Source organism: Sphingobium sp. TomMM7A, from assembly GCF_055397305.1.
Window position 1 is genome coordinate 404,011 of the sequence record NZ_AP027311.1, and the last position, 17,879, is coordinate 421,889.

Sequence of the window (17,879 nt, forward strand, 5' to 3'; positions counted from 1 at the left end):
GCAGGGGGCCGCTTAGTCAAGCAGGAAAGAAGCCAGCCTAGATGACCGTATCCGAAAAGTCGCTCGCCAGCGCCATCCGGGCGCTTTCCATGGACGCAGTGCAGGCGGCGAACAGCGGCCATCCGGGCATGCCGATGGGCATGGCGGACGTCGCGACGGTATTGTTCAAGGACTATATCAAGTTCGATCCGACCCAGCCCAAATGGGCCGACCGCGACCGTTTCGTGCTGTCGGCGGGCCATGGATCGATGCTGATCTACTCGCTGCTGCACCTCACCGGCTATGCGCGCCCGACGATTGAGGACATCCGCAATTTCCGTCAGCTGCACAGCCCTTGCGCGGGTCATCCAGAAAATTTTGAGCTGGCGGGCGTGGAAGCGACCACCGGGCCGTTGGGTTCGGGTCTCGCTACCGCCGTCGGTATGGCGATTGCCGAACGGCACCTGAATGCCCAGTTCGGCGACGACCTGGTCGATCACCGCACCTGGGTGATCGCAGGCGACGGTTGCCTGATGGAAGGCATCAACCATGAAGCCATCGGCCTTGCCGGGCACCTCAACCTTGGCCAGCTGATCGTCCTGTGGGACGATAACAAGATCACTATCGACGGTTCGGTCGACCTGTCGAGCAGCGAAGATGTGCGGGCGCGCTATGTCGCGACAGGATGGCATGTCGTGTCGTGCGACGGTCATGACGTTGCCGATGTGCGGCGCGCGATCGACGAGGCGCTGGCCGATCCGCGTCCGTCGCTGGTCGCCTGCGCCACCAAGATCGGCTATGGCGCGCCTAACAAGGCAGGCACGTCGGGCGTGCATGGTTCGGCGCTGGGCGTTGAGGAAGTTGCGGCGGCTCGCGAGTTTCTGGGCTGGACGGCCGAGCCCTTCATCATCCCTGACGATATTGCCGCCGAGTGGCGCCGCATTGGTTCGCAGGGCTCGGACGTGCGGGCCGCCTGGGAAGGCCGTCTGGCTGACAATGGCCAGAAGGCGGAATTTGAGCGCCGGATGGCTGGCGAGCTGCCCGCCGACTTCTCGCTCAACAGCTACATCGACACGTTGATCGCCAATCCGCAGAAGGTCGCGACCCGCCGGGCAAGCGAGCTGGCGCTGGGCGCGATCAATGATCTGCTGCCCGAGACGCTGGGTGGTTCGGCGGATTTGACCGGGTCGAACAATACCAAGACCAAATCGACGGGGCCGCTGACGAAGGACGACTATTCCGGCCGCTATGTCTATTATGGCATTCGCGAATTCGGCATGGCCTGCGCGATGAACGGCATGGCGCTGCACGGCGGCGTCATCCCTTATGGCGGCACCTTCCTTGTGTTCTCGGACTATATGCGTGGCGGTATTCGTCTTGCCGCGCTTCAGGAGCAGCGCGTGATTCACGTGCTGACGCATGACTCGATTGGCCTTGGCGAGGATGGTCCGACCCACCAGCCGATCGAACATGTCATGTCGCTGCGCATGATCCCGAACCTGGACGTGTATCGCCCGGCTGACATCGTCGAGACGGCGGAATGCTGGGAACTGGCGCTGAAGGACGTGGATGGTCCGTCAGTGCTGGCGCTGACCCGTCAGAACCTGCCCCAGCTGCGCACCGAGAAGAGCGAGAATCTCTGCGCCAAGGGCGCCTATCGCCTGCGCGCGGCGAAGGCCGACCGTAAGGTCGTGCTGATTGCCACTGGTTCCGAGGTAGAGATTGCCGTCGCCACCGCCGAGCTGCTGGAGAGCCAAGGCATCGGCGCGGACGTGGTTTCCATGCCGAGCTGGGCGCATTTCGACGCGCAGCCGCAGGCGTATAAGGATGATCTCCTTCCGCACCATGTGCTGCGCTGCTCGATTGAGGCAGGGACGACATTCGGATGGGAACGCTATGTCGGCATCGCCGGCTTACGCTTCGGCATCGACACATTCGGCGCTTCGGCTCCGGCAGAAGCGCTTTACGACCATTTCGGCCTGACGGCCGCCAAGATCGCGCCGCAGGTTGCGGCCGCTCTCGATCATTGAGAACAACTACCAATCAGGAGGCTAGTGCAGTGGCAACGAAGGTCGCAATTAACGGTTTCGGACGTATCGGTCGGCTGGTGGCGCGCGCCATATTGTCGCGCACCGACCATGATCTGGAACTGGTCAGCATCAACGATCTGGGCGATGCCAAGGCAAACGCCCTGCTGTTCAAGCGGGACAGCGTTCATGGCAACTGGGCTGGCGACGTCAGCGTCGATGGCGATGCGCTGATCATCAACGGCAAGCGCATCGCGGTGACCGCCGAGCGCGATCCCGCCAAGCTGCCGCACGCGGCGCAGGGTGTCGAAATCGCCCTCGAATGCACCGGCATCTTCGCGTCCAAGGAAAAGGCGAGCGCTCATCTGACCGCTGGCGCCAAGCGTGTCATCATTTCCGCCCCCGCGACCGGCGTCGACAAGACCATCGTGTTCGGCGTGAACCACGACGCGCTGGGCGCTGACGATATCGTCATTTCGAACGCCAGCTGCACCACCAACTGCCTGGCGCCGCTCGCCAAGGTCCTGCACGACGCCATCGGCATCGAAAAGGGCTTCATGACGACGATCCACAGCTACACCAATGACCAGAACACTCTGGATCAGTTGCACAGCGACATGCGCCGCGCCCGCGCTGCCGCCCTGTCGATGATCCCGACCACCACCGGCGCCGCGCGCGCCGTGGGTGAAGTTCTGCCGGAGCTCAAGGGCAAGCTGGACGGTTCGTCGGTACGCGTGCCGACCCCGAACGTCTCGGTCGTAGACCTCAAGTTCATTGCCAAGCGCGGTACGACCAAGGACGAAGTTAACCAGCTGCTGAAGGCTGCTTCGGAAGCTGGTCCGCTGAAGGGCGTGCTGGGCTATTCGGACGAGCCGCTGGTGTCGATCGACTATAATGGCGATGCGCGTAGCTCGACGGTCGACAGTCTGGAAACCGCCGTTATCGACGGTAATCTGGTGCGCGTGCTCAGCTGGTACGACAATGAATGGGGTTTTTCGAACCGCATGATCGATACGACCGGCGTGGTCGCCGGGCTGCTGTAAGAGAAGCGGGGCGGGCCTTAAAAACCCGCCCTTTTTCGTGATTCCGGCGAACGCTGGGATCTTGTTTATCAAGTCCCTGCCTGGAGGCATGAGATCCCAGCTTTCGCTGGGATGACGGGTAGGGTGGCTGGGAGCATATTGGTGGCCAAGCCCTTCAAGACGCTGGACGATATGGGCGACATCCGCGGCAAGACCGTGCTGGTGCGCGAAGATTTGAACGTGCCGATGCAGGACGGATCGGTGAGCGACGACACGCGCTTGCGGGCGGCGATGCCGACGATCCTGGAGCTGGCGGATCGCGGTGCCAAGGTACTGATCCTGGCGCATTTCGGACGGCCCAAGGGGCAGAAGAACCCGGAATATTCGCTGTCGAAGATCACCCGGCCGCTGACGCAGGTGTTGGGGCGTGACGTGCAGTTCATTCCCGATTGCTGCGGCGAAGCGGCGGTCGATGGCATCGCGGTGATGCGTCCGGGTGACATTTCGATCCTGGAAAATACGCGTTTTCATCCCGGCGAGGAAAAGAATGATCCGGCGCTGGTCGATGCAATGGCCGCGATCGGCGATCTCTATGTGAACGACGCTTTCTCCGCCGCGCACCGGGCGCATGCCTCGACTGAGGGTCTTGCGCACAAGCTGCCTGCCTTTGCGGGCCGTTCCATGGAAAAGGAACTGGACGCGCTGCAGGCTGCGCTGGGCGAGCCGGTGAAGCCGGTCGCGGCGGTCGTCGGCGGGGCCAAGGTTTCGACCAAGCTCGATGTGCTGAACAACCTCGTCGCCAAGGTCGATCATCTGATCATCGGCGGCGGCATGGCCAACACCTTCCTCCACGCGCGTGGCGTCGATGTCGGCAAGTCGCTGTGCGAGAAGGATCTGGCGGAGACGGCCGAGGCGATCTTTGACAAGGCCGAGGCTGCGGGTTGCACCATTCACCTGCCCTATGATGTGGTGGTGGCGAAGGAATTTGCGGCTAATCCGCCGTCGCTGCGGACATGCAATGTGCATGAGGTTGCCGCCGATGAGATGATCCTGGACGTTGGGCCTGCTGCTGTCGAGGCGTTGGGCGACGCGCTCAAGAACTGCCGGACTTTGGTGTGGAATGGGCCACTTGGCGCGTTCGAGATCGCTCCGTTCGACAAGGCGACGGTGGCGCTGGCCAAGACGGCGGCGGCACTGACCAAGGAAGGTCAACTGACGTCCGTGGCGGGCGGCGGCGATACCGTTGCGGCGCTCAACCATGCTGGCGTGGCGGGCGACTTTACGTTCGTATCGACGGCGGGCGGCGCTTTCCTCGAGTGGATGGAAGGCAAGGACTTGCCTGGTGTCAGCGCATTGATGGTGTGAACTTTGAAGGCTGCGTCGATATGGTCGCAGCCTTTTCCCTTGTTTCCGAAGCCGCCAAGGTGCGGCGCAACCCAACAGAGAAAGTATGTGCAGATGCTGGATCAGGATATGAAGAACAAGATCGCGGCCGGTAACGGCTTTATCGCCGCGCTGGACCAAAGCGGCGGTTCGACGCCCAAGGCGCTCAAGGGCTACGGCATCGAGGAAGGCGCATGGAGCAATGATGAGGAGATGTTCGGCCTCATCCACGACATGCGCAGCCGCATCATCACCTCGCCCTGCTTTAGCGGCGAAAAGGTGATCGGTGCTATCCTGTTCGAGCGTACGATGGATGGTCAGGCGGGCGGCAAGTCCGTGCCGCAGGCGCTGATCGAGCGTGGCGTCGTGCCTTTCATTAAGATCGACAAGGGCCTGGAAGACGAGGCGAACGGCGTTCAGATGATGAAGCCGATGCCGGAACTCGACGCGCTGCTGAAGCGGGCCAAGTCGCTCGGCGTGTTCGGGACCAAGGAGCGTTCGGTTATCAATCTCGCCAACCGCGAGGGCATTGCCGCGATCGTCAAACAGCAGTTCGAGGTAGGCGCGCAGGTTCTCGCCGCCGGCCTGATGCCGATGCTGGAGCCCGAGATCAACATCAAGAGTCCCGAACGCGCCGACGCCGACCAGATCCTGCTTGAGGAACTGCTCAAGGGCTTGGACGCGCTGCCGGAAGGCCAGAAGGTGATGCTGAAGCTGTCGCTCCCGGCAAAGGCTGGCCTGTTCGACGCGCTGGTCGATCATCCCAAGGTGCTGCGCGTCGTCGCGCTGTCGGGCGGCTTCTCGCGCGCCGAGGCATGCGTCGAACTGGCGAAGAATCGCGGCATCATCGCCAGCTTCAGCCGCGCGCTGCTGAACGACCTGCGCCACCAGATGAGCGAGGATGAGTTCAACGCTTCGCTGGGTCAGGCGATCGACGAAATCTACACCGCCTCGACCAAGAAGGCGGCGTGATGTGACATGACGGCTGCTGGCGATATGTGCCGAGCAGCCGTCATTTGCGACACTGCCGAAGGCCGGGTCTCACAGCCATAAGAAGGCAGGGGCAGAAAGGGCTGTAGCGGAGTAAGGCGGTTGGGCATTTACCCATACAGTTAGGCGATGCAGGTCAGTTTTTGAGGTGGCCGGACATGACCTTGGAATAGCGGTCTCATTGCCCTGCCCGCCATGGACGCGAAAATAAGCGGCCCGGTTGGTGGAAAGTCGTGGGATGAGGTGGGAGCAGTCGTCCTCACCTCCCGCAGGTGCTCAAACGAGGTACGTGGCTCGTTTTAAGGGCGGGCGTTGGGTCAGCGCTAACGCAGAAGCTCGCTACCCCACCCCTAACGCCTTCCGCCTGCGGGAGGGGAATGTCTAGGATGGGTGGAGAGCGGACGCTATCCGAAGGTGACGATTGCCCAACCGATGACGCCGATCATCACGAGGCTGCCGGTTGCGAACACAATGGAGGAAACGAAAGCGACCCAGAAGTTGATCGGCTGAAACCTTCGTTCGATCCGATGGCTCTGCGCGTAGATCACTCCTGTTCGAAGCCCGATCAAAGCGTTTCGTCCGAATAGGATCGCCAGAAGTAATCCAACCGGAACAAGTGCGATCATCAATATCATCGGCTTCATGGACAGACCTATGCCGCTGTTGCGAGAGGGCTGCAAGTCAGCAACATCGTCCGCTTCTGGTCGTTATCACTGGCGGCTTTCGCCTCGCTTGCGGTAAAAGCCTTATCAAGATTACTCCGAATACGATGGCGCCTATGGCAACCGTAGCATCATGTTCGCCAAAAAATGTGCCATCCGGCATAAGAGCTTGCAGACGCCAAGAGAAGCACAGCGACAAACGCACCAGCAATAATGCGTTCGAAGATATTCGGGGGTCTCTTAACCCATTCAATACTCGCCCATGGGCGAAATTATGCCGCTGCGCCGTCATTGAAGCAACATCCGCAAATTGGAAATTGCGATGCCGGTTTGAATGTCAGATTTTGGTCGGGTGCCGTCCTGCAGCTTGCCCGCTTCAAACCGGAATGTCACTAATGGAGCGTGTCGCTTGCGTATCTGCGCTCCCAATGGCTGGCGGGGGTGGATTGTAGGACGAGAGCTTTCCAGGATGGGAAGTCGGCAGCGAGCGTGGCAAAATCCGACCGAGTAGGAGGCGAGGGAACGAAGCAATGATAAACGATGATTTGGCGTTGAGGGTTATCGCCTCGTTCACAATGCTCTTGTTCGCGATTTTCTTCTCCGGCTTAGCTTATTACGGCTACAAGCGTGGTGAGGCCCCCGCTCGAGGGACTTGGATTAAAAAAGCTGAGCAGCCTGTGAGTTATAATATTATAATGGCTGTTTGGGCTTGTGCTGTTGCGCTTCTGATCAGTGGCGCAGTGCAATTGCTATTTTTCTGACATTCTACTCGTCGAATCGACGAAGTCTGCAATGAAGCATGCTGCTATGTTGCGACAATGACCGAAAATGGTCGGCGCTCGACCGTCTGCTCATCCCGGCGGATCAATAAACTAGCGTCTTCCGACATCCGGATAGCGGAGACCCGGCCAGTGGCGATACTCCCACCCGAGCAGCCGATTCTGATCATGAGAAGACAAGCCGCCGGGCCGGAAGGTGGTTCCATTCTTTTCCTTGGATGCCGAAACGCGCTAAGGGCTGCGCATGACCGATTTTACTGACGAAGAGCTGGCGCTCGATCCGCATTTTGCTGACCAGTTCGACAAGGGCTTCCGCCCGCCCTGCCAGCTTTACCTCATATCACCGCCCGCGATCGAGGAGGGGTTCGTGGCAAAGCTGGCCGAGGCTTTGGACGGCGGTAAGGTGGCGGCGTTCCAGTTGCGGTTGAAGGGCGTGGACGAGGACGCGATCGCCCGCGCGGCCGAGCCATTGCAGAAGCTGTGCGCGGAGCGGGAGGTCGCCTTTATTATCAACGACAGCGTAGCGCTGGCCAAGCGGCTGGGCGCGGATGGCGTGCATTTGGGGCAGGGGGACGGCGACCCGCGAGAGGCGCGCAAGATATTGGGGCCGAAGGTCCAGATTGGCGTGACCTGCCATGACAGCCGTCACCTTGCGATGGAAGCGGGTGAGGCGGGGGCGGACTATGTCGCGTTCGGGGCCTTCTATCCCACGACGACCAAGGAAACGCATCACCGGCCGGAGCCGTCGATCCTTGGCTGGTGGACGACCCTGTTCGAGCTGCCTTGCGTGGCGATCGGGGGGATTACGGCGGATAATGCCGCGCCGCTGGTCGAGGCGGGTGCGGACTTTCTGGCGGTGAGCAGCGCGGTGTGGGCGCATCCGGACGGGCCGCGCGCGGGCGTTGCGGCATTTTCGGCTGTGCTGGGAGGGGCTTAGAGGAGCGTGGCTTTATGGATCAGCGCCACTTCCTGATGCCGTTCGCCCGAACGGACGTAGTGATTCAGATCGAACATATTGTGCTTGTCTTATGACTTTGCCGTCCGTTTGGGTCATGATGCGATGCCCGTTCCGGGGTGGCCACCCCGGAACGGGCGGAAGGGGACGGATCGCGAAACTGCCGATCGTTGAGGGATCGGGTTAGAGTGGGATCGCCCCTTTCTTTTCCATCAGGCCCGAACGGATACCGGGGCTGCAAGGCCCGGATGACAAGCATGGGACAGCGGAAAAGATGAGCGACAATCTACCACAGACGATCGGCATCGACATCTCCAAAGCGAGCCTCGATTGCCATGCCTATCCCGCCGGCGCAGAGCGCCAATTCGCCAACACGGCCAAAGGCCACAAAACCCTGATCGCCTGGCTGCGACAATGGCAGGTCGAACGGATCGCGTACGAGGCCACTGGAACATACCACCGCGCGCTTGAGGTGGCGCTGGCCGATTGGCCGTGCGTGAAGCTCAATCCCGAACGCGCGCGGCGCTTTGCCCAGGCCACCGGTACGCTGGCGAAGACTGATCGCATTGACGCCATGCTGCTTGCCCGCATGGCCGCTACCCTGCGCCCTCCGGTGCGACCGGCAAGAAGCGCCCAGCAGGCTCAGTTGGCTGAGCTCATCAATGCCCGTGATGGCTTGGTGCGCGATCGCACCGCGCTCAAGAACCGGAAGAAGAATCTCACTATCACATTGCTCAAGCGCCAGTGCGAGCAGCGGCTCAAACAAATTGACCTACATATCGAGGCGCTCGACGCCCAGATCGCCAGCATCATCGCCGCCGATGCCGCATTAACCCGCCGCCATCAAATCTTGACCAGTATCGCGGGCCTGGGAACGCTGACTGCCAACCAACTCATCGTCACCATGCCCGAACTGGGCACCCTTGACGGCAAAGAAGCCGCGTCGCTCGCTGGGCTTGCTCCTGTCGCGCGCCAATCCGGTCAATGGAAAGGGAAAAGCTTCATTCGTGGCGGCCGCTCCAATGTGCGGCAGGCCCTCTTCATGCCAGCGCTGATCGCCGCCCGCTTCAATCCCGACCTCAAATCCAAATATCAGCAGATGGTCGCCGCTGGCAAACCAGCCAAGGTCGCCATCACTGCTGTCATGCGAAAGCTCGTCGTCACGGCCAATGCCCTGCTCAAAGCAGATCGCCTCTGGCAGCAATCACGCGCTTGATCATCACGGATACTCTAAATAGGTCTCGCCGGATGCTAGTGAATGGCGGGAGGCAGCTTTCCTGAGCTTTGCGCGTTCCTCTTCCCGAATAACGGGAGAGTATCGCCTTGAAGACATATCTGCTCGCGCTCACGCTGCTCTGCTCGGCTTGCAAGGTTGCCGTCACCGACGCCAATGAAAGCGGGATAATGGCTCCCGGAGATCAGAAAAAGGTAGCGCAGGGTGCGGCGGTTAGGCCCGGCAGCGATCCTTATGCCTTCTCCATAGTGCCCGAGCCGGGCGGTGCGCCTGCTCGCGCGGACTCGATCTTGCAGGCGCAGGTGGCGCTTGACCGGGCGGGCTTTTCTCCCGGCGTGCTGGACGGGAAGGAGGGCATGTCCTTCACCGCCGCGCTGAAGGGATTTCAAGAGGCGAAGGGCCTGCCGGAAACCGGCAAATATGATGAGGCGACTGCGAAGGCGTTGCTGGGGGACAAGCCGCCGACCGCTACATGGCTGGTGACGATCCCTGAGGGCTTTGCGCGTGGTCCGTTCACCGCGATCCCCAAGGAATATGCCGATCAGGCGAAGCTGCCTGCACTCGGTTATCGCAATTTGATCGAGAAGTTGGCCGAGCGGTTCCATACCAAGCCCGAGGTGCTGGTGGCGTTGAATGCGCCCAATACAAAGCTTGGACCGGGGGCTACGGTGCGAGTGCCAGCCGTGGGCAATCAGCCGGTGGCGCAGATTGAGGGCGATGAGCGCGGCTGGGGCAATACGCTAGCCAGCCTGGCGGTCGCCAAGGATCAGCCGCAGGCCGATCATATCGTGGTCGACAAGTCCGAAGGCGTGCTGCGCGTTTTTGACAAGGCCAACAAGCTGATCGCGCAATTCCCGGCGACCATGGGATCGGCACATGATCCGTTGCCGCTCGGCACTTGGGAGATCAAGGGCATTAGCCGGAATCCCGATTTTCATTATAATCCCGACCTGTTCTGGGATGCCGACGCGAAAGACGAGAAGGCGGTGTTGAAGCCGGGGCCGAATGGACCCGTCGGTGTCGTTTGGATTGATCTGTCCAAGCAGCATTATGGCATCCACGGCACCCCTGAACCGCAGACCATAGGCCGCACCGAGAGTCATGGCTGCATTCGCCTGACCAACTGGGATGCGGCGCGGCTGGCGCAGATGGTGAAGAGCGGGGTGAAGGCGGTATTCCAGGCATGAGGAGGCCGGGGCGGCGAGGATGGGTGGGCGTGATAGTCGCCGTCCTGCTGCTGCTCCTGTTCCTGAAGATGTGCGTGCGGATCGTTCCGGGGGACCCGGAAAAGACGGTTTCGCCGCCTCAGCGTCCGGCTGCGGCTGAGGCGGGGCCGCTGCTGATCCCGGTTGAGGGTGTGCCGCCGACCGCGTTGACCGACACTTTCACGCAGGCGAGGGCAGGTGGTGCGCGGCCGCATGATGCGATCGATATCATGGCGGCGCGGGGCAGGGCCGTGCTGGCGGCTGCGGATGGGCGTATCGAGAAGCTGTTCACGAGCGCGGATGGCGGATTGACCATCTATGAGCGGTCGCAGGACGGACGCCGCATCTATTATTATGCGCATTTGGATGCCTATGCCCTCGGACTGGCGGAGGGGCAGATGGTAAAGCAGGGGCAGAAGATCGCCACGGTCGGGAGCACCGGCAATGCTGATCCAGCAGCGCCGCATCTGCATTTTGCCGTGAACGAGATCGCGCCGGGCGAGCCATGGTACAGGGGGCGAGCGATCAATCCCTACCCCTTGCTGGCGCGGCCCATCCGATGAGCCTACTTGCCCTTCGCGGCGGCACGATGTAGAGGCGCGCCCAGCCTTTTAAACAGGCCGGCTCTTTTCACCTTCAGACATATAGGCAGGCTCTTCCCATGAAGATCAGTGGCGTCGAGATTCGTCCCGGCAACAATATCGAATATGACGGAAGCCTGTGGCGTGCCGTCAAGATCCAGCACACGCAACCCGGCAAGGGCGGCGCCTATATGCAGGTGGAACTCAAAAACCTGATCGACGGGCGCAAGAATAACGTCCGTTTCCGCTCGGCGGAGACGGTTGAGCGCATCCGGCTCGACACCAAGGATTTCCAGTATCTTTATGCCGAGGGCGACATGCTCGTCTTCATGGATACCGAGACCTATGAGCAGATCAACTTACCGCAGGATCTGGTGGGTGAGGCTTCGGCCTTCCTGCAGGATGGCATGATGGTCATGCTGGAAATGTATGAAGAGCGCCCGATTTCCGTGCAGCTGCCCGAAACGGTCGAGGCGACCGTGGTCGAGGCTGACGCCGTGGTGAAGGGGCAGACTGCTTCGGCGAGCTACAAGCCCGCGATCCTGGACAATGGCGTGCGCGTCATGGTGCCGCCGCACATCGTCACCGGCACGCGCATCATCGTTGATGTGTATGAGCGGGAGTATGTGAAGCGGGCGGAATGAACTGCTAATTGTTCCCTCCCGCAGGCGGGAGGGATTAGGGGTGGGCGCGAGCGTCAGCGAGCCCTCGCCTCATTCAAAGCGTTGCATGCGATTGCTGCGCAATCGTGCCCACCCCCGGCCCCTCCCGCAAGCGGGAGGGGGGAGATTGAGTAAATGGTATCCCATTCCGGCCTTCTCACCGTCATGGAACGCGCCGCGCGCAAGGCCGGCGCGAAGCTGCGCCGCGACTTTGGCGAAGTCGAACATCTGCAGGTGTCGCGCAAGGGACCGGCGGACTTTGTGTCCAAGGCCGATCAGCAAGCCGAGCGCACTTTGGTCGAAGAGCTGCAAAAAGCACGGCCGGACTGGGGCTTTCTGCTGGAAGAAGGCGGGGTGATCGAGGGTGATCCCAACAAGCCGCGCTGGATCATCGATCCGCTCGACGGCACCAGCAACTTCCTCCACGGTATCCCGCACTTTGCGATCTCCATCGCCGTCGAAGAGCCGCTTTATGGCGGCAACAAGCGGGAAGTGACGACCGGCCTTATCTACCAGCCGGCGACCGACGAAAGCTATTGGGCGGAAAAGAGCCGGGGCGCGTGGCGGCATGACCAGCGTTTGCGGGTATCGGCCCGCCGCGACCTGGGCGACTGTCTGATCGCGACCGGCATTCCCTTCATGGGCCATGGCGACATGGCGCAGTGGACTCGCATCTTCGGCGCGGTCGCGCCCTCCGTCGCGGGTATTCGTCGCTTCGGTGCGGCTTCGCTCGATTTGGCGCATGTGGCGTCCGGTCGTTATGACGGCTTCTGGGAAAGCGGGCTTCAGCCCTGGGACGTCGCGGCCGGATTGCTGCTGGTACGTGAGGCGGGCGGGTTCGCCACCGATTTCAGAGGCGGCGATCAGCCGATCGAGCGCCGCGAAGTGATCGCGGGCAATGATGCCATCCACAGCAAATTGCACAAGCTTGTAGCGGGCGCGCTGCGCTGAGGCAGGCATTTGTTTCTGCGTAAGAGAAGCAGACTGTTGCGAATCATTCTCATGCCTCGGGGCCTTGCTTCGCTTATGCGGCAGGCCTAAAGCGCGCCCATAGTCATTTTCGCCCAGGGGATTCCGTTGGTCGATCTAGCCCAATATCTGCCGATCCTTATCTTTCTCGGGATCGCGTTGCTGCTTTCCGGGGCATTCGTGTTCCTGCCGATGCTTGTCGGCCGCCTGACCGGCGCGCATCAGCCCGATCCGGCGAAGCTGTCGGAATATGAGTGCGGTTTTCCAGCGTTCGAAGAACCGCGCAGTCAGTTCGACGTGCGCTTCTACCTGGTCGCGATCCTCTTCATCATCTTCGATCTGGAAGCCGCCTTCCTCTATCCCTGGGCAGTCAGCCTGGATCAGATCGGCTGGGCCGGATGGGCGACGATGATGATCTTCATAGCGGAGCTGGTGCTGGGCCTCGTTTATGCGTGGAAGAAGGGAGCCCTAGATTGGGAGTAGAACTGACCAGTCCCGCGCCCGGCACGATGTTGCCCGCGGGGACGCAGCCCGACCAGAATTTCTTCAACGCACTGAACAGTGAGGTCAGTGACAAGGGGTTCCTCGTCACGTCGACCGAAGAGCTGTTCCAATGGGCTCGCACGGGTTCGCTGTGGTGGATGACCTTTGGCCTTGCCTGTTGCGCGGTGGAGATGATCCACGTCAACATGCCGCGTTACGATATGGAGCGGTTCGGCGCTGCGCCGCGCGCATCGCCGCGCCAGTCGGACGTGATGATCGTTGCGGGAACGCTGTGCAACAAGATGGCTCCGGCGTTGCGCAAGGTTTACGACCAGATGTCCAATCCGAAATATGTGATTTCGATGGGCAGCTGCGCGAATGGCGGTGGCTATTATCACTACAGTTATTCGGTCGTGCGCGGCTGTGACCGGATCGTGCCGGTCGACATCTATGTGCCGGGCTGTCCGCCGACTGCCGAAGCGCTGCTTTATGGCGTGATGCAGTTGCAGCGGAAGATCCGCCGCATCGGGACGATTGAGCGCTGATATGGGTCATTCTGCACCGAAGATCGTGAACCCGGAAGGGCTCGCGGAGAAGATTGCCGGGCTGTTGGGTCCGATGCTGATCGAAGCGGTCGATCACGCGGATGAGCTGAGCTTCACCGTCGTGCGCGATCGGCTGGCCGAGGCGCTGGATGCGCTGCGCGTACAGGGCGAATATCAGCAGCTGATAGAGATTGCGGGCGTCGATTATCCGGAGCGGGCCGAGCGCTTCGAAGTCTGCTATCATCTGCTGTCCGTCACGCAGAACCATCGCATCCGCGTCAAGGTGTCGACCGACGAGGATAAGCCGGTTCCCACCGTCACGCACATCTGGCCTGTTGCAGGCTGGCTGGAGCGTGAGGTGTTCGACATGTACGGCGTGATCTTCGAGGGTAATGCCGACTTGCGCCGCATCCTGACGGATTACGGCTTCAAGGGGCATCCGCTGCGCAAGGACTTCCCGCTGACCGGCTATGTCGAGATGTGGTATTCCGAGGAAGACAAGCGCGTCGTCTACAAGCCGGTGCAGCTGGCCCAGGATTTCCGCCAGTTCGATTTCATGAGCCCATGGGAAGGCGCGCAATATGTGCTGCCGGGCGATGAGAAGGCGCCGCAGGCTCCGGGTGCGCCCACGCCCGCCACCGCTCCGCCGCCACCCGCCGCAGCGCCCAAAGGGGCGCCTGCTGGCGAGACGCCCAAGGTGACGGAAAAGAAGGAGCATACCGGCGCGGGCGAAGCTGCGAACAAGGAAGCCGCCAAGGCGACCGATGAGAAGTCGCTTGCCAACGACGCGCAGACGACGCCGGTGCGCCGGTCCCGTGCCGCGAAGGCCGAAACCGGGGAAGCGGACACCGCCAAGCCGAAGCGCCCGCGCAAGCCGAAAACTCCCGCCAAGGATGAGGGGGGTGACGCCTGATGTCCACCTATCTCGAAGAACTCGACCATAAGACCAGTGCGGACGATCCGACGCTGGGCGATACCGAGATCCAGAATTACACGATCAACTTCGGTCCCCAGCATCCGGCAGCGCACGGCGTGCTTCGCCTGGTCATGGAACTGGACGGCGAAATCGTGGAGCGCTGCGATCCGCATGTCGGGCTGCTCCATCGCGGCACCGAGAAGCTGATCGAATATAAGACCTATCTTCAGGCTCTGCCCTATTTCGACCGGCTGGACTATTGCTCGCCGATGGGGATGGAGCACAGCTATGTGCTGGCGATCGAGAAGCTGCTGAACCTGGAAGTACCGCTGCGCGCGCAATATCTGCGTGTGTTCTTCGCGGAACTGACGCGGATCAAGAACCACATGCTGAACCTGGGTTCGCACGTCATGGACGTCGGCGCGATGACGCCGAACCTGTGGCTGTTCGAACTGCGCGAAGATTGCATGAATTTCTATGAGCGGGCTTCGGGCGCGCGTATGCATGCGGCCTATTTCCGGCCGGGCGGCGTCCATCAGGATGTGCCGCTGAAGCTGCTCACCGACATTGCCGATTGGCTGGACACGCGCCTGCCGCGCCTGTTCGAGGACGCGATTTCGCTGGTCGCGGACAACCGCATCTTCAAGCAGCGCAACGTCGATATTGCCGTGGTGAGCAAGGAAGACGCGCTGAAATGGGGCTTTTCCGGCCCGATGCTGCGCGGTTCGGGCATCCCCTGGGATTTGCGCAAGTCGCAGCCTTATGACGTTTATGACCGGATGGACTTCGATATTCCGGTCGGCACCAATTTCGACTGCTATGACCGTTTCATGGTCCGTGTCGAGGAAGTGCGCCAGTCGGCACGCATCATGAAGCAGTGCCTGAATGAGATGCCGGAAGGCCCTGTGATATCGTTTGATCGCAAGGTGGCGCCGCCGCGCCGGGGCGAGATGAAGCGCTCGATGGAAGCGCTGATCCACCACTTCAAGCTGTACACTGAGGGCTTCCACGTTCCGGCGGGCGAGGTCTATGTGGCGACCGAGAGCCCCAAGGGTGAGTTTGGCGTCTATCTGGTGAGCGACGGGACGAACTCGCCCTATCGCTGCAAGATCCGCCCGACGGCTTTCTCACACCTGCAGGCGATGGATTTCATGATGAAGGGCCACATGCTGGCCGACACCACCGCCGTTCTTGGCGCGATGGACATCGTGTTCGGAGAATGTGACCGCTAATGGCTGACGCAGTTCATATCCCTGACGAAGCGGAAACGCGCGCGCGCTGGGGCGCGTTTGCCTGGACCGCTGAGAATGCCGAGCAGGCGAAAAAGGTCATCGCGCGCTATCCCGCAGGCCGTCAGCAGTCGGCGGTGATGCCGCTGCTCGATCTCGCCCAGCGTCAGGTCGGTGCGGAGACGCAGACCAATGGCTGGCTGCCGGTGCCGGTGATGGAATATATCGCCGACCAGCTCGAAATGCCCTATATGCGGGTTTACGAGGTCGCGACCTTCTACACCATGTACAATCTGGCTCCGGTCGGCCGTTATCATGTACAGGTTTGCGGCACGACGCCCTGTATGTTGCGCGGCTCCGACGATGTGTTTTCGGCCTGCAAGAACAAGGGTCTGGTGAAGGGTGGGACGACGCCGGATGGCCTGTTCACGCTGACCGAAGTCGAATGTCTGGGGGCCTGCGCCAACGCGCCGATGGTGCAGATCAACGACGATAATTTCGAAGACCTGACCTATGACAGCATGAGCGCGATCCTTGACGATCTCGCCGCTGGCAAGCAGCCCAAGATCGGGCCGCAGATTGAGCGTCAGACGAGCTGCCCCGAAGGCGGGCCGACGACGCTCAAGGAAATGGTTTCGGAAAATCACGATTATCGGGGGAAGTGGGCGTAATGGCTTATCCCTGTTCCGTCACCCCAGCGGAAGCTGGGGTCTCCATCCTCAGCGCGCGCACGCCTGAGATGCCAGCTTTCGCTGGCATGACGAATGCTGGAGGCCGCGCATGAGCGACGTCATCGCACCCCTTGCCGACAAGGATCGCATCTTCACCAACGTCTATGGCTTCCAAGATTGGAGCATCGACGCGGCGATGAAGCGTGGCGACTGGGATAATACCAAGAAGCTACTGGAGATCGGCCAGGACGAGATCATCGAGCGCATCAAGGCGTCCGGCCTGCGCGGCCGTGGCGGCGCGGGCTTCCCGACCGGCATGAAGTGGAGCTTCATGCCCAAGGAAAGCAAGGATGGCCGTCCGAGTTTCCTCGTCATCAATGCGGACGAGTCCGAGCCGGGTTCGTGCAAGGACCGCGAAATCATCCGTCACGATCCGCACAAGCTGATCGAAGGCGCGCTGATCGCCGGTTTCGCGATGCGGGCGCGTGCCGCCTACATCTATATTCGCGGCGAGTTCATTTATGAGGCGAAGGTTCTCTTCGCCGCCGTTGAGCAGGCTTATGAAAAGGGCTTCCTCGGTAAGAACGCATGCGGTTCTGGTTATGATTTTGACGTCTTCGTCCATCGGGGCGCGGGCGCCTATATCTGTGGCGAGGAAACCGCGCAGATCGAAAGCCTGGAAGGCAAGAAGGGGCAGCCGCGCCTGAAGCCGCCTTTCCCGGCGGGGGCAGGCCTTTATGGCTGCCCGACGACGGTGAACAATGTGGAATCGATCGCGGTTTCGCCGACGATCCTGCGCCGTGGGTCCGAATGGTTTTCCAGCTTCGGCCGCGAAGGGAACAAGGGCACCAAGCTGTTCCAGATCAGCGGCCATGTGAACAAGCCCTGCGTCGTCGAAGAGTCGATGGGCATCAGCTTCAAGGAGCTGATCGACCGGCATTGCGGCGGCATTCGCGGTGGTTGGGACAATCTGCTTGCTGTGATTCCTGGCGGATCGTCGGTGCCGCTGGTTCCGGCTGCACAGATCATGGATGCGCCGATGGACTTTGATGGCCTCAAGGCGGTGGGCTCCGGCCTCGGCACCGCCGCCGTCATCGTCATGGACAAGTCGACCGACATCGTCCGCGCCATTTCGCGCCTCTCCTACTTCTACAAGCATGAGAGCTGCGGTCAGTGCACGCCCTGCCGCGAAGGCACCGGCTGGATGTGGCGCGTGATGGAACGGCTGCGTTCAGGCGAAGCGGACATCGGCGAGATCGACATGCTCCAGCAGGTGACCAAGCAGGTCGAAGGCCACACCATCTGCGCGCTCGGCGACGCGGCGGCTTGGCCGATCCAGGGCCTGATCCGGCACTTCCGTCCCGAGATCGAGCGGCGGATCAATGAGCGCGGCGCGCCCGTGATGGAGGCAGCGGAGTGAGGTATGCCTTCATAATTTTGCCGTTTGCAGCCCTTGCAGTTGGTGCCTCCTCTCCTCCCCCTGAACAGGATGAGAAGGTGTTAGCCAAATGTCTTTGGGAGAAAGCGCCGAACGAAGCAGAGGTTATCATCACCACAGCGGATCAGTGGGCGTTTATGCAGGCATTG

18 protein-coding genes are annotated in these 17,879 nt (G+C 61.3%); 17 read left to right on the top strand and 1 reads right to left on the bottom strand.

The window, feature by feature from the left end:
- Window positions 1-41 precede the first annotated feature (41 nt).
- The 4 genes from tkt to ACZ5ZH_RS02245 all read left to right on the top strand — a co-directional run bounded on the left by tkt (window position 42) and on the right by ACZ5ZH_RS02245 (window position 5,383).
- Window positions 42-2,009 (top strand): transketolase, encoded by a 1,968-nt coding sequence (gene tkt / locus ACZ5ZH_RS02230; protein WP_464772035.1) that lies wholly within the window; start codon window positions 42-44, stop codon window positions 2,007-2,009.
- Between the two features lie 29 nt (window positions 2,010-2,038).
- Complete coding sequence (gap, locus tag ACZ5ZH_RS02235) at window positions 2,039-3,049, top strand: type I glyceraldehyde-3-phosphate dehydrogenase (RefSeq protein WP_449471538.1); 1,011 nt, start codon at window positions 2,039-2,041, stop codon at window positions 3,047-3,049.
- Between the two features lie 111 nt (window positions 3,050-3,160).
- Entirely contained in the window at window positions 3,161-4,393 is a 1,233-nt protein-coding gene (locus ACZ5ZH_RS02240) for a phosphoglycerate kinase (RefSeq protein WP_464772036.1), read from the top strand.
- Window positions 4,394-4,486: 93 nt separating this feature from the next.
- Window positions 4,487-5,383 carry a fructose bisphosphate aldolase gene (locus tag ACZ5ZH_RS02245; protein ID WP_464772578.1) on the top strand — a complete coding sequence of 299 codons (897 nt, stop codon included), beginning with the start codon at window positions 4,487-4,489 and terminating at the stop codon, window positions 5,381-5,383.
- Window positions 5,384-5,805: 422 nt separating this feature from the next.
- Here ACZ5ZH_RS02245 and ACZ5ZH_RS02250 read toward each other — a convergent pair whose 3' ends face one another.
- A complete protein-coding gene (locus ACZ5ZH_RS02250; RefSeq protein ID WP_464772037.1) occupies window positions 5,806-6,045 on the bottom strand; it encodes a hypothetical protein in 240 nt (79 codons plus the stop codon).
- A 548-nt stretch (window positions 6,046-6,593) separates the two neighbouring features.
- On the opposite strand from ACZ5ZH_RS02250, the gene ACZ5ZH_RS02255 reads away from it, so the two are divergent.
- The 13 genes from ACZ5ZH_RS02255 to nuoF all read left to right on the top strand — a co-directional run bounded on the left by ACZ5ZH_RS02255 (window position 6,594) and on the right by nuoF (window position 17,712).
- Window positions 6,594-6,824: a hypothetical protein gene (locus tag ACZ5ZH_RS02255; protein WP_464772038.1), complete on the top strand. Its 231-nt coding sequence runs from the start codon at window positions 6,594-6,596 to the stop codon at window positions 6,822-6,824.
- A 262-nt stretch (window positions 6,825-7,086) separates the two neighbouring features.
- Window positions 7,087-7,779 (top strand): thiamine phosphate synthase, encoded by a 693-nt coding sequence (thiE, locus tag ACZ5ZH_RS02260; protein ID WP_464772039.1) that lies wholly within the window; start codon window positions 7,087-7,089, stop codon window positions 7,777-7,779.
- Window positions 7,780-8,071: 292 nt separating this feature from the next.
- The gene (locus ACZ5ZH_RS02265) at window positions 8,072-9,013 is read left to right on the top strand and encodes an IS110 family RNA-guided transposase (protein WP_464771013.1); all 942 of its coding nucleotides are present in this window, start codon (window positions 8,072-8,074) and stop codon (window positions 9,011-9,013) included.
- A 107-nt stretch (window positions 9,014-9,120) separates the two neighbouring features.
- Window positions 9,121-10,218, top strand: a complete 1,098-nt coding sequence (locus tag ACZ5ZH_RS02270) for a L,D-transpeptidase family protein (protein ID WP_464772040.1) — start codon at window positions 9,121-9,123, stop codon at window positions 10,216-10,218.
- Window positions 10,215-10,799 carry a M23 family metallopeptidase gene (locus ACZ5ZH_RS02275; protein WP_464772041.1) on the top strand — a complete coding sequence of 195 codons (585 nt, stop codon included), beginning with the start codon at window positions 10,215-10,217 and terminating at the stop codon, window positions 10,797-10,799. The genes ACZ5ZH_RS02270 and ACZ5ZH_RS02275 overlap by 4 nt, the downstream gene beginning before the upstream one ends.
- Before the next feature lie 98 nt (window positions 10,800-10,897).
- Entirely contained in the window at window positions 10,898-11,461 is a 564-nt protein-coding gene (gene efp / locus ACZ5ZH_RS02280) for an elongation factor P (protein ID WP_449471547.1), read from the top strand.
- A 153-nt stretch (window positions 11,462-11,614) separates the two neighbouring features.
- Entirely contained in the window at window positions 11,615-12,430 is an 816-nt protein-coding gene (locus ACZ5ZH_RS02285) for an inositol monophosphatase family protein (RefSeq protein ID WP_460987694.1), read from the top strand.
- Window positions 12,431-12,556: 126 nt separating this feature from the next.
- On the top strand, window positions 12,557-12,931 hold the full coding sequence (locus ACZ5ZH_RS02290; RefSeq protein WP_097091191.1) for an NADH-quinone oxidoreductase subunit A: 375 nt from the start codon (window positions 12,557-12,559) through the stop codon (window positions 12,929-12,931).
- Complete coding sequence (locus ACZ5ZH_RS02295) at window positions 12,922-13,476, top strand: NuoB/complex I 20 kDa subunit family protein (RefSeq protein WP_380800685.1); 555 nt, start codon at window positions 12,922-12,924, stop codon at window positions 13,474-13,476. The genes ACZ5ZH_RS02290 and ACZ5ZH_RS02295 overlap by 10 nt, the downstream gene beginning before the upstream one ends.
- 1 nt (window position 13,477) lies before the next feature.
- Entirely contained in the window at window positions 13,478-14,389 is a 912-nt protein-coding gene (locus tag ACZ5ZH_RS02300; protein ID WP_464772042.1) for an NADH-quinone oxidoreductase subunit C, read from the top strand.
- Entirely contained in the window at window positions 14,389-15,624 is a 1,236-nt protein-coding gene (locus tag ACZ5ZH_RS02305) for an NADH-quinone oxidoreductase subunit D (protein WP_449471551.1), read from the top strand. Before ACZ5ZH_RS02300 ends, ACZ5ZH_RS02305 begins: the two co-directional genes overlap by 1 nt.
- Window positions 15,624-16,292: an NADH-quinone oxidoreductase subunit NuoE gene (gene nuoE, locus ACZ5ZH_RS02310; RefSeq protein ID WP_449471553.1), complete on the top strand. Its 669-nt coding sequence runs from the start codon at window positions 15,624-15,626 to the stop codon at window positions 16,290-16,292. Before ACZ5ZH_RS02305 ends, nuoE begins: the two co-directional genes overlap by 1 nt.
- 109 nt (window positions 16,293-16,401) lie before the next feature.
- Complete coding sequence (nuoF, locus tag ACZ5ZH_RS02315) at window positions 16,402-17,712, top strand: NADH-quinone oxidoreductase subunit NuoF (protein ID WP_464772043.1); 1,311 nt, start codon at window positions 16,402-16,404, stop codon at window positions 17,710-17,712.
- Window positions 17,713-17,879: the final 167 nt, after the last annotated feature.

Coding starts and splice junctions, on each gene's coding strand:
- tkt (WP_464772035.1), top strand. CDS start 42: ATGACCGTATCCGAAAAGTCGCTCGCCAGCGCCATCCGGGCGCTTTCC.
- ACZ5ZH_RS02240 (WP_464772036.1), top strand. CDS start 3,161: ATGACGGGTAGGGTGGCTGGGAGCATATTGGTGGCCAAGCCCTTCAAG.
- ACZ5ZH_RS02245 (WP_464772578.1), top strand. CDS start 4,487: ATGCTGGATCAGGATATGAAGAACAAGATCGCGGCCGGTAACGGCTTT.
- ACZ5ZH_RS02250 (WP_464772037.1), bottom strand. CDS start 6,045: ATGAAGCCGATGATATTGATGATCGCACTTGTTCCGGTTGGATTACTT.
- ACZ5ZH_RS02255 (WP_464772038.1), top strand. CDS start 6,594: ATGATAAACGATGATTTGGCGTTGAGGGTTATCGCCTCGTTCACAATG.
- thiE (WP_464772039.1), top strand. CDS start 7,087: ATGACCGATTTTACTGACGAAGAGCTGGCGCTCGATCCGCATTTTGCT.
- ACZ5ZH_RS02265 (WP_464771013.1), top strand. CDS start 8,072: ATGAGCGACAATCTACCACAGACGATCGGCATCGACATCTCCAAAGCG.
- ACZ5ZH_RS02275 (WP_464772041.1), top strand. CDS start 10,215: ATGAGGAGGCCGGGGCGGCGAGGATGGGTGGGCGTGATAGTCGCCGTC.
- efp (WP_449471547.1), top strand. CDS start 10,898: ATGAAGATCAGTGGCGTCGAGATTCGTCCCGGCAACAATATCGAATAT.
- ACZ5ZH_RS02285 (WP_460987694.1), top strand. CDS start 11,615: ATGGTATCCCATTCCGGCCTTCTCACCGTCATGGAACGCGCCGCGCGC.
- ACZ5ZH_RS02300 (WP_464772042.1), top strand. CDS start 13,478: ATGGGTCATTCTGCACCGAAGATCGTGAACCCGGAAGGGCTCGCGGAG.
- ACZ5ZH_RS02305 (WP_449471551.1), top strand. CDS start 14,389: ATGTCCACCTATCTCGAAGAACTCGACCATAAGACCAGTGCGGACGAT.
- nuoE (WP_449471553.1), top strand. CDS start 15,624: ATGGCTGACGCAGTTCATATCCCTGACGAAGCGGAAACGCGCGCGCGC.
- nuoF (WP_464772043.1), top strand. CDS start 16,402: ATGAGCGACGTCATCGCACCCCTTGCCGACAAGGATCGCATCTTCACC.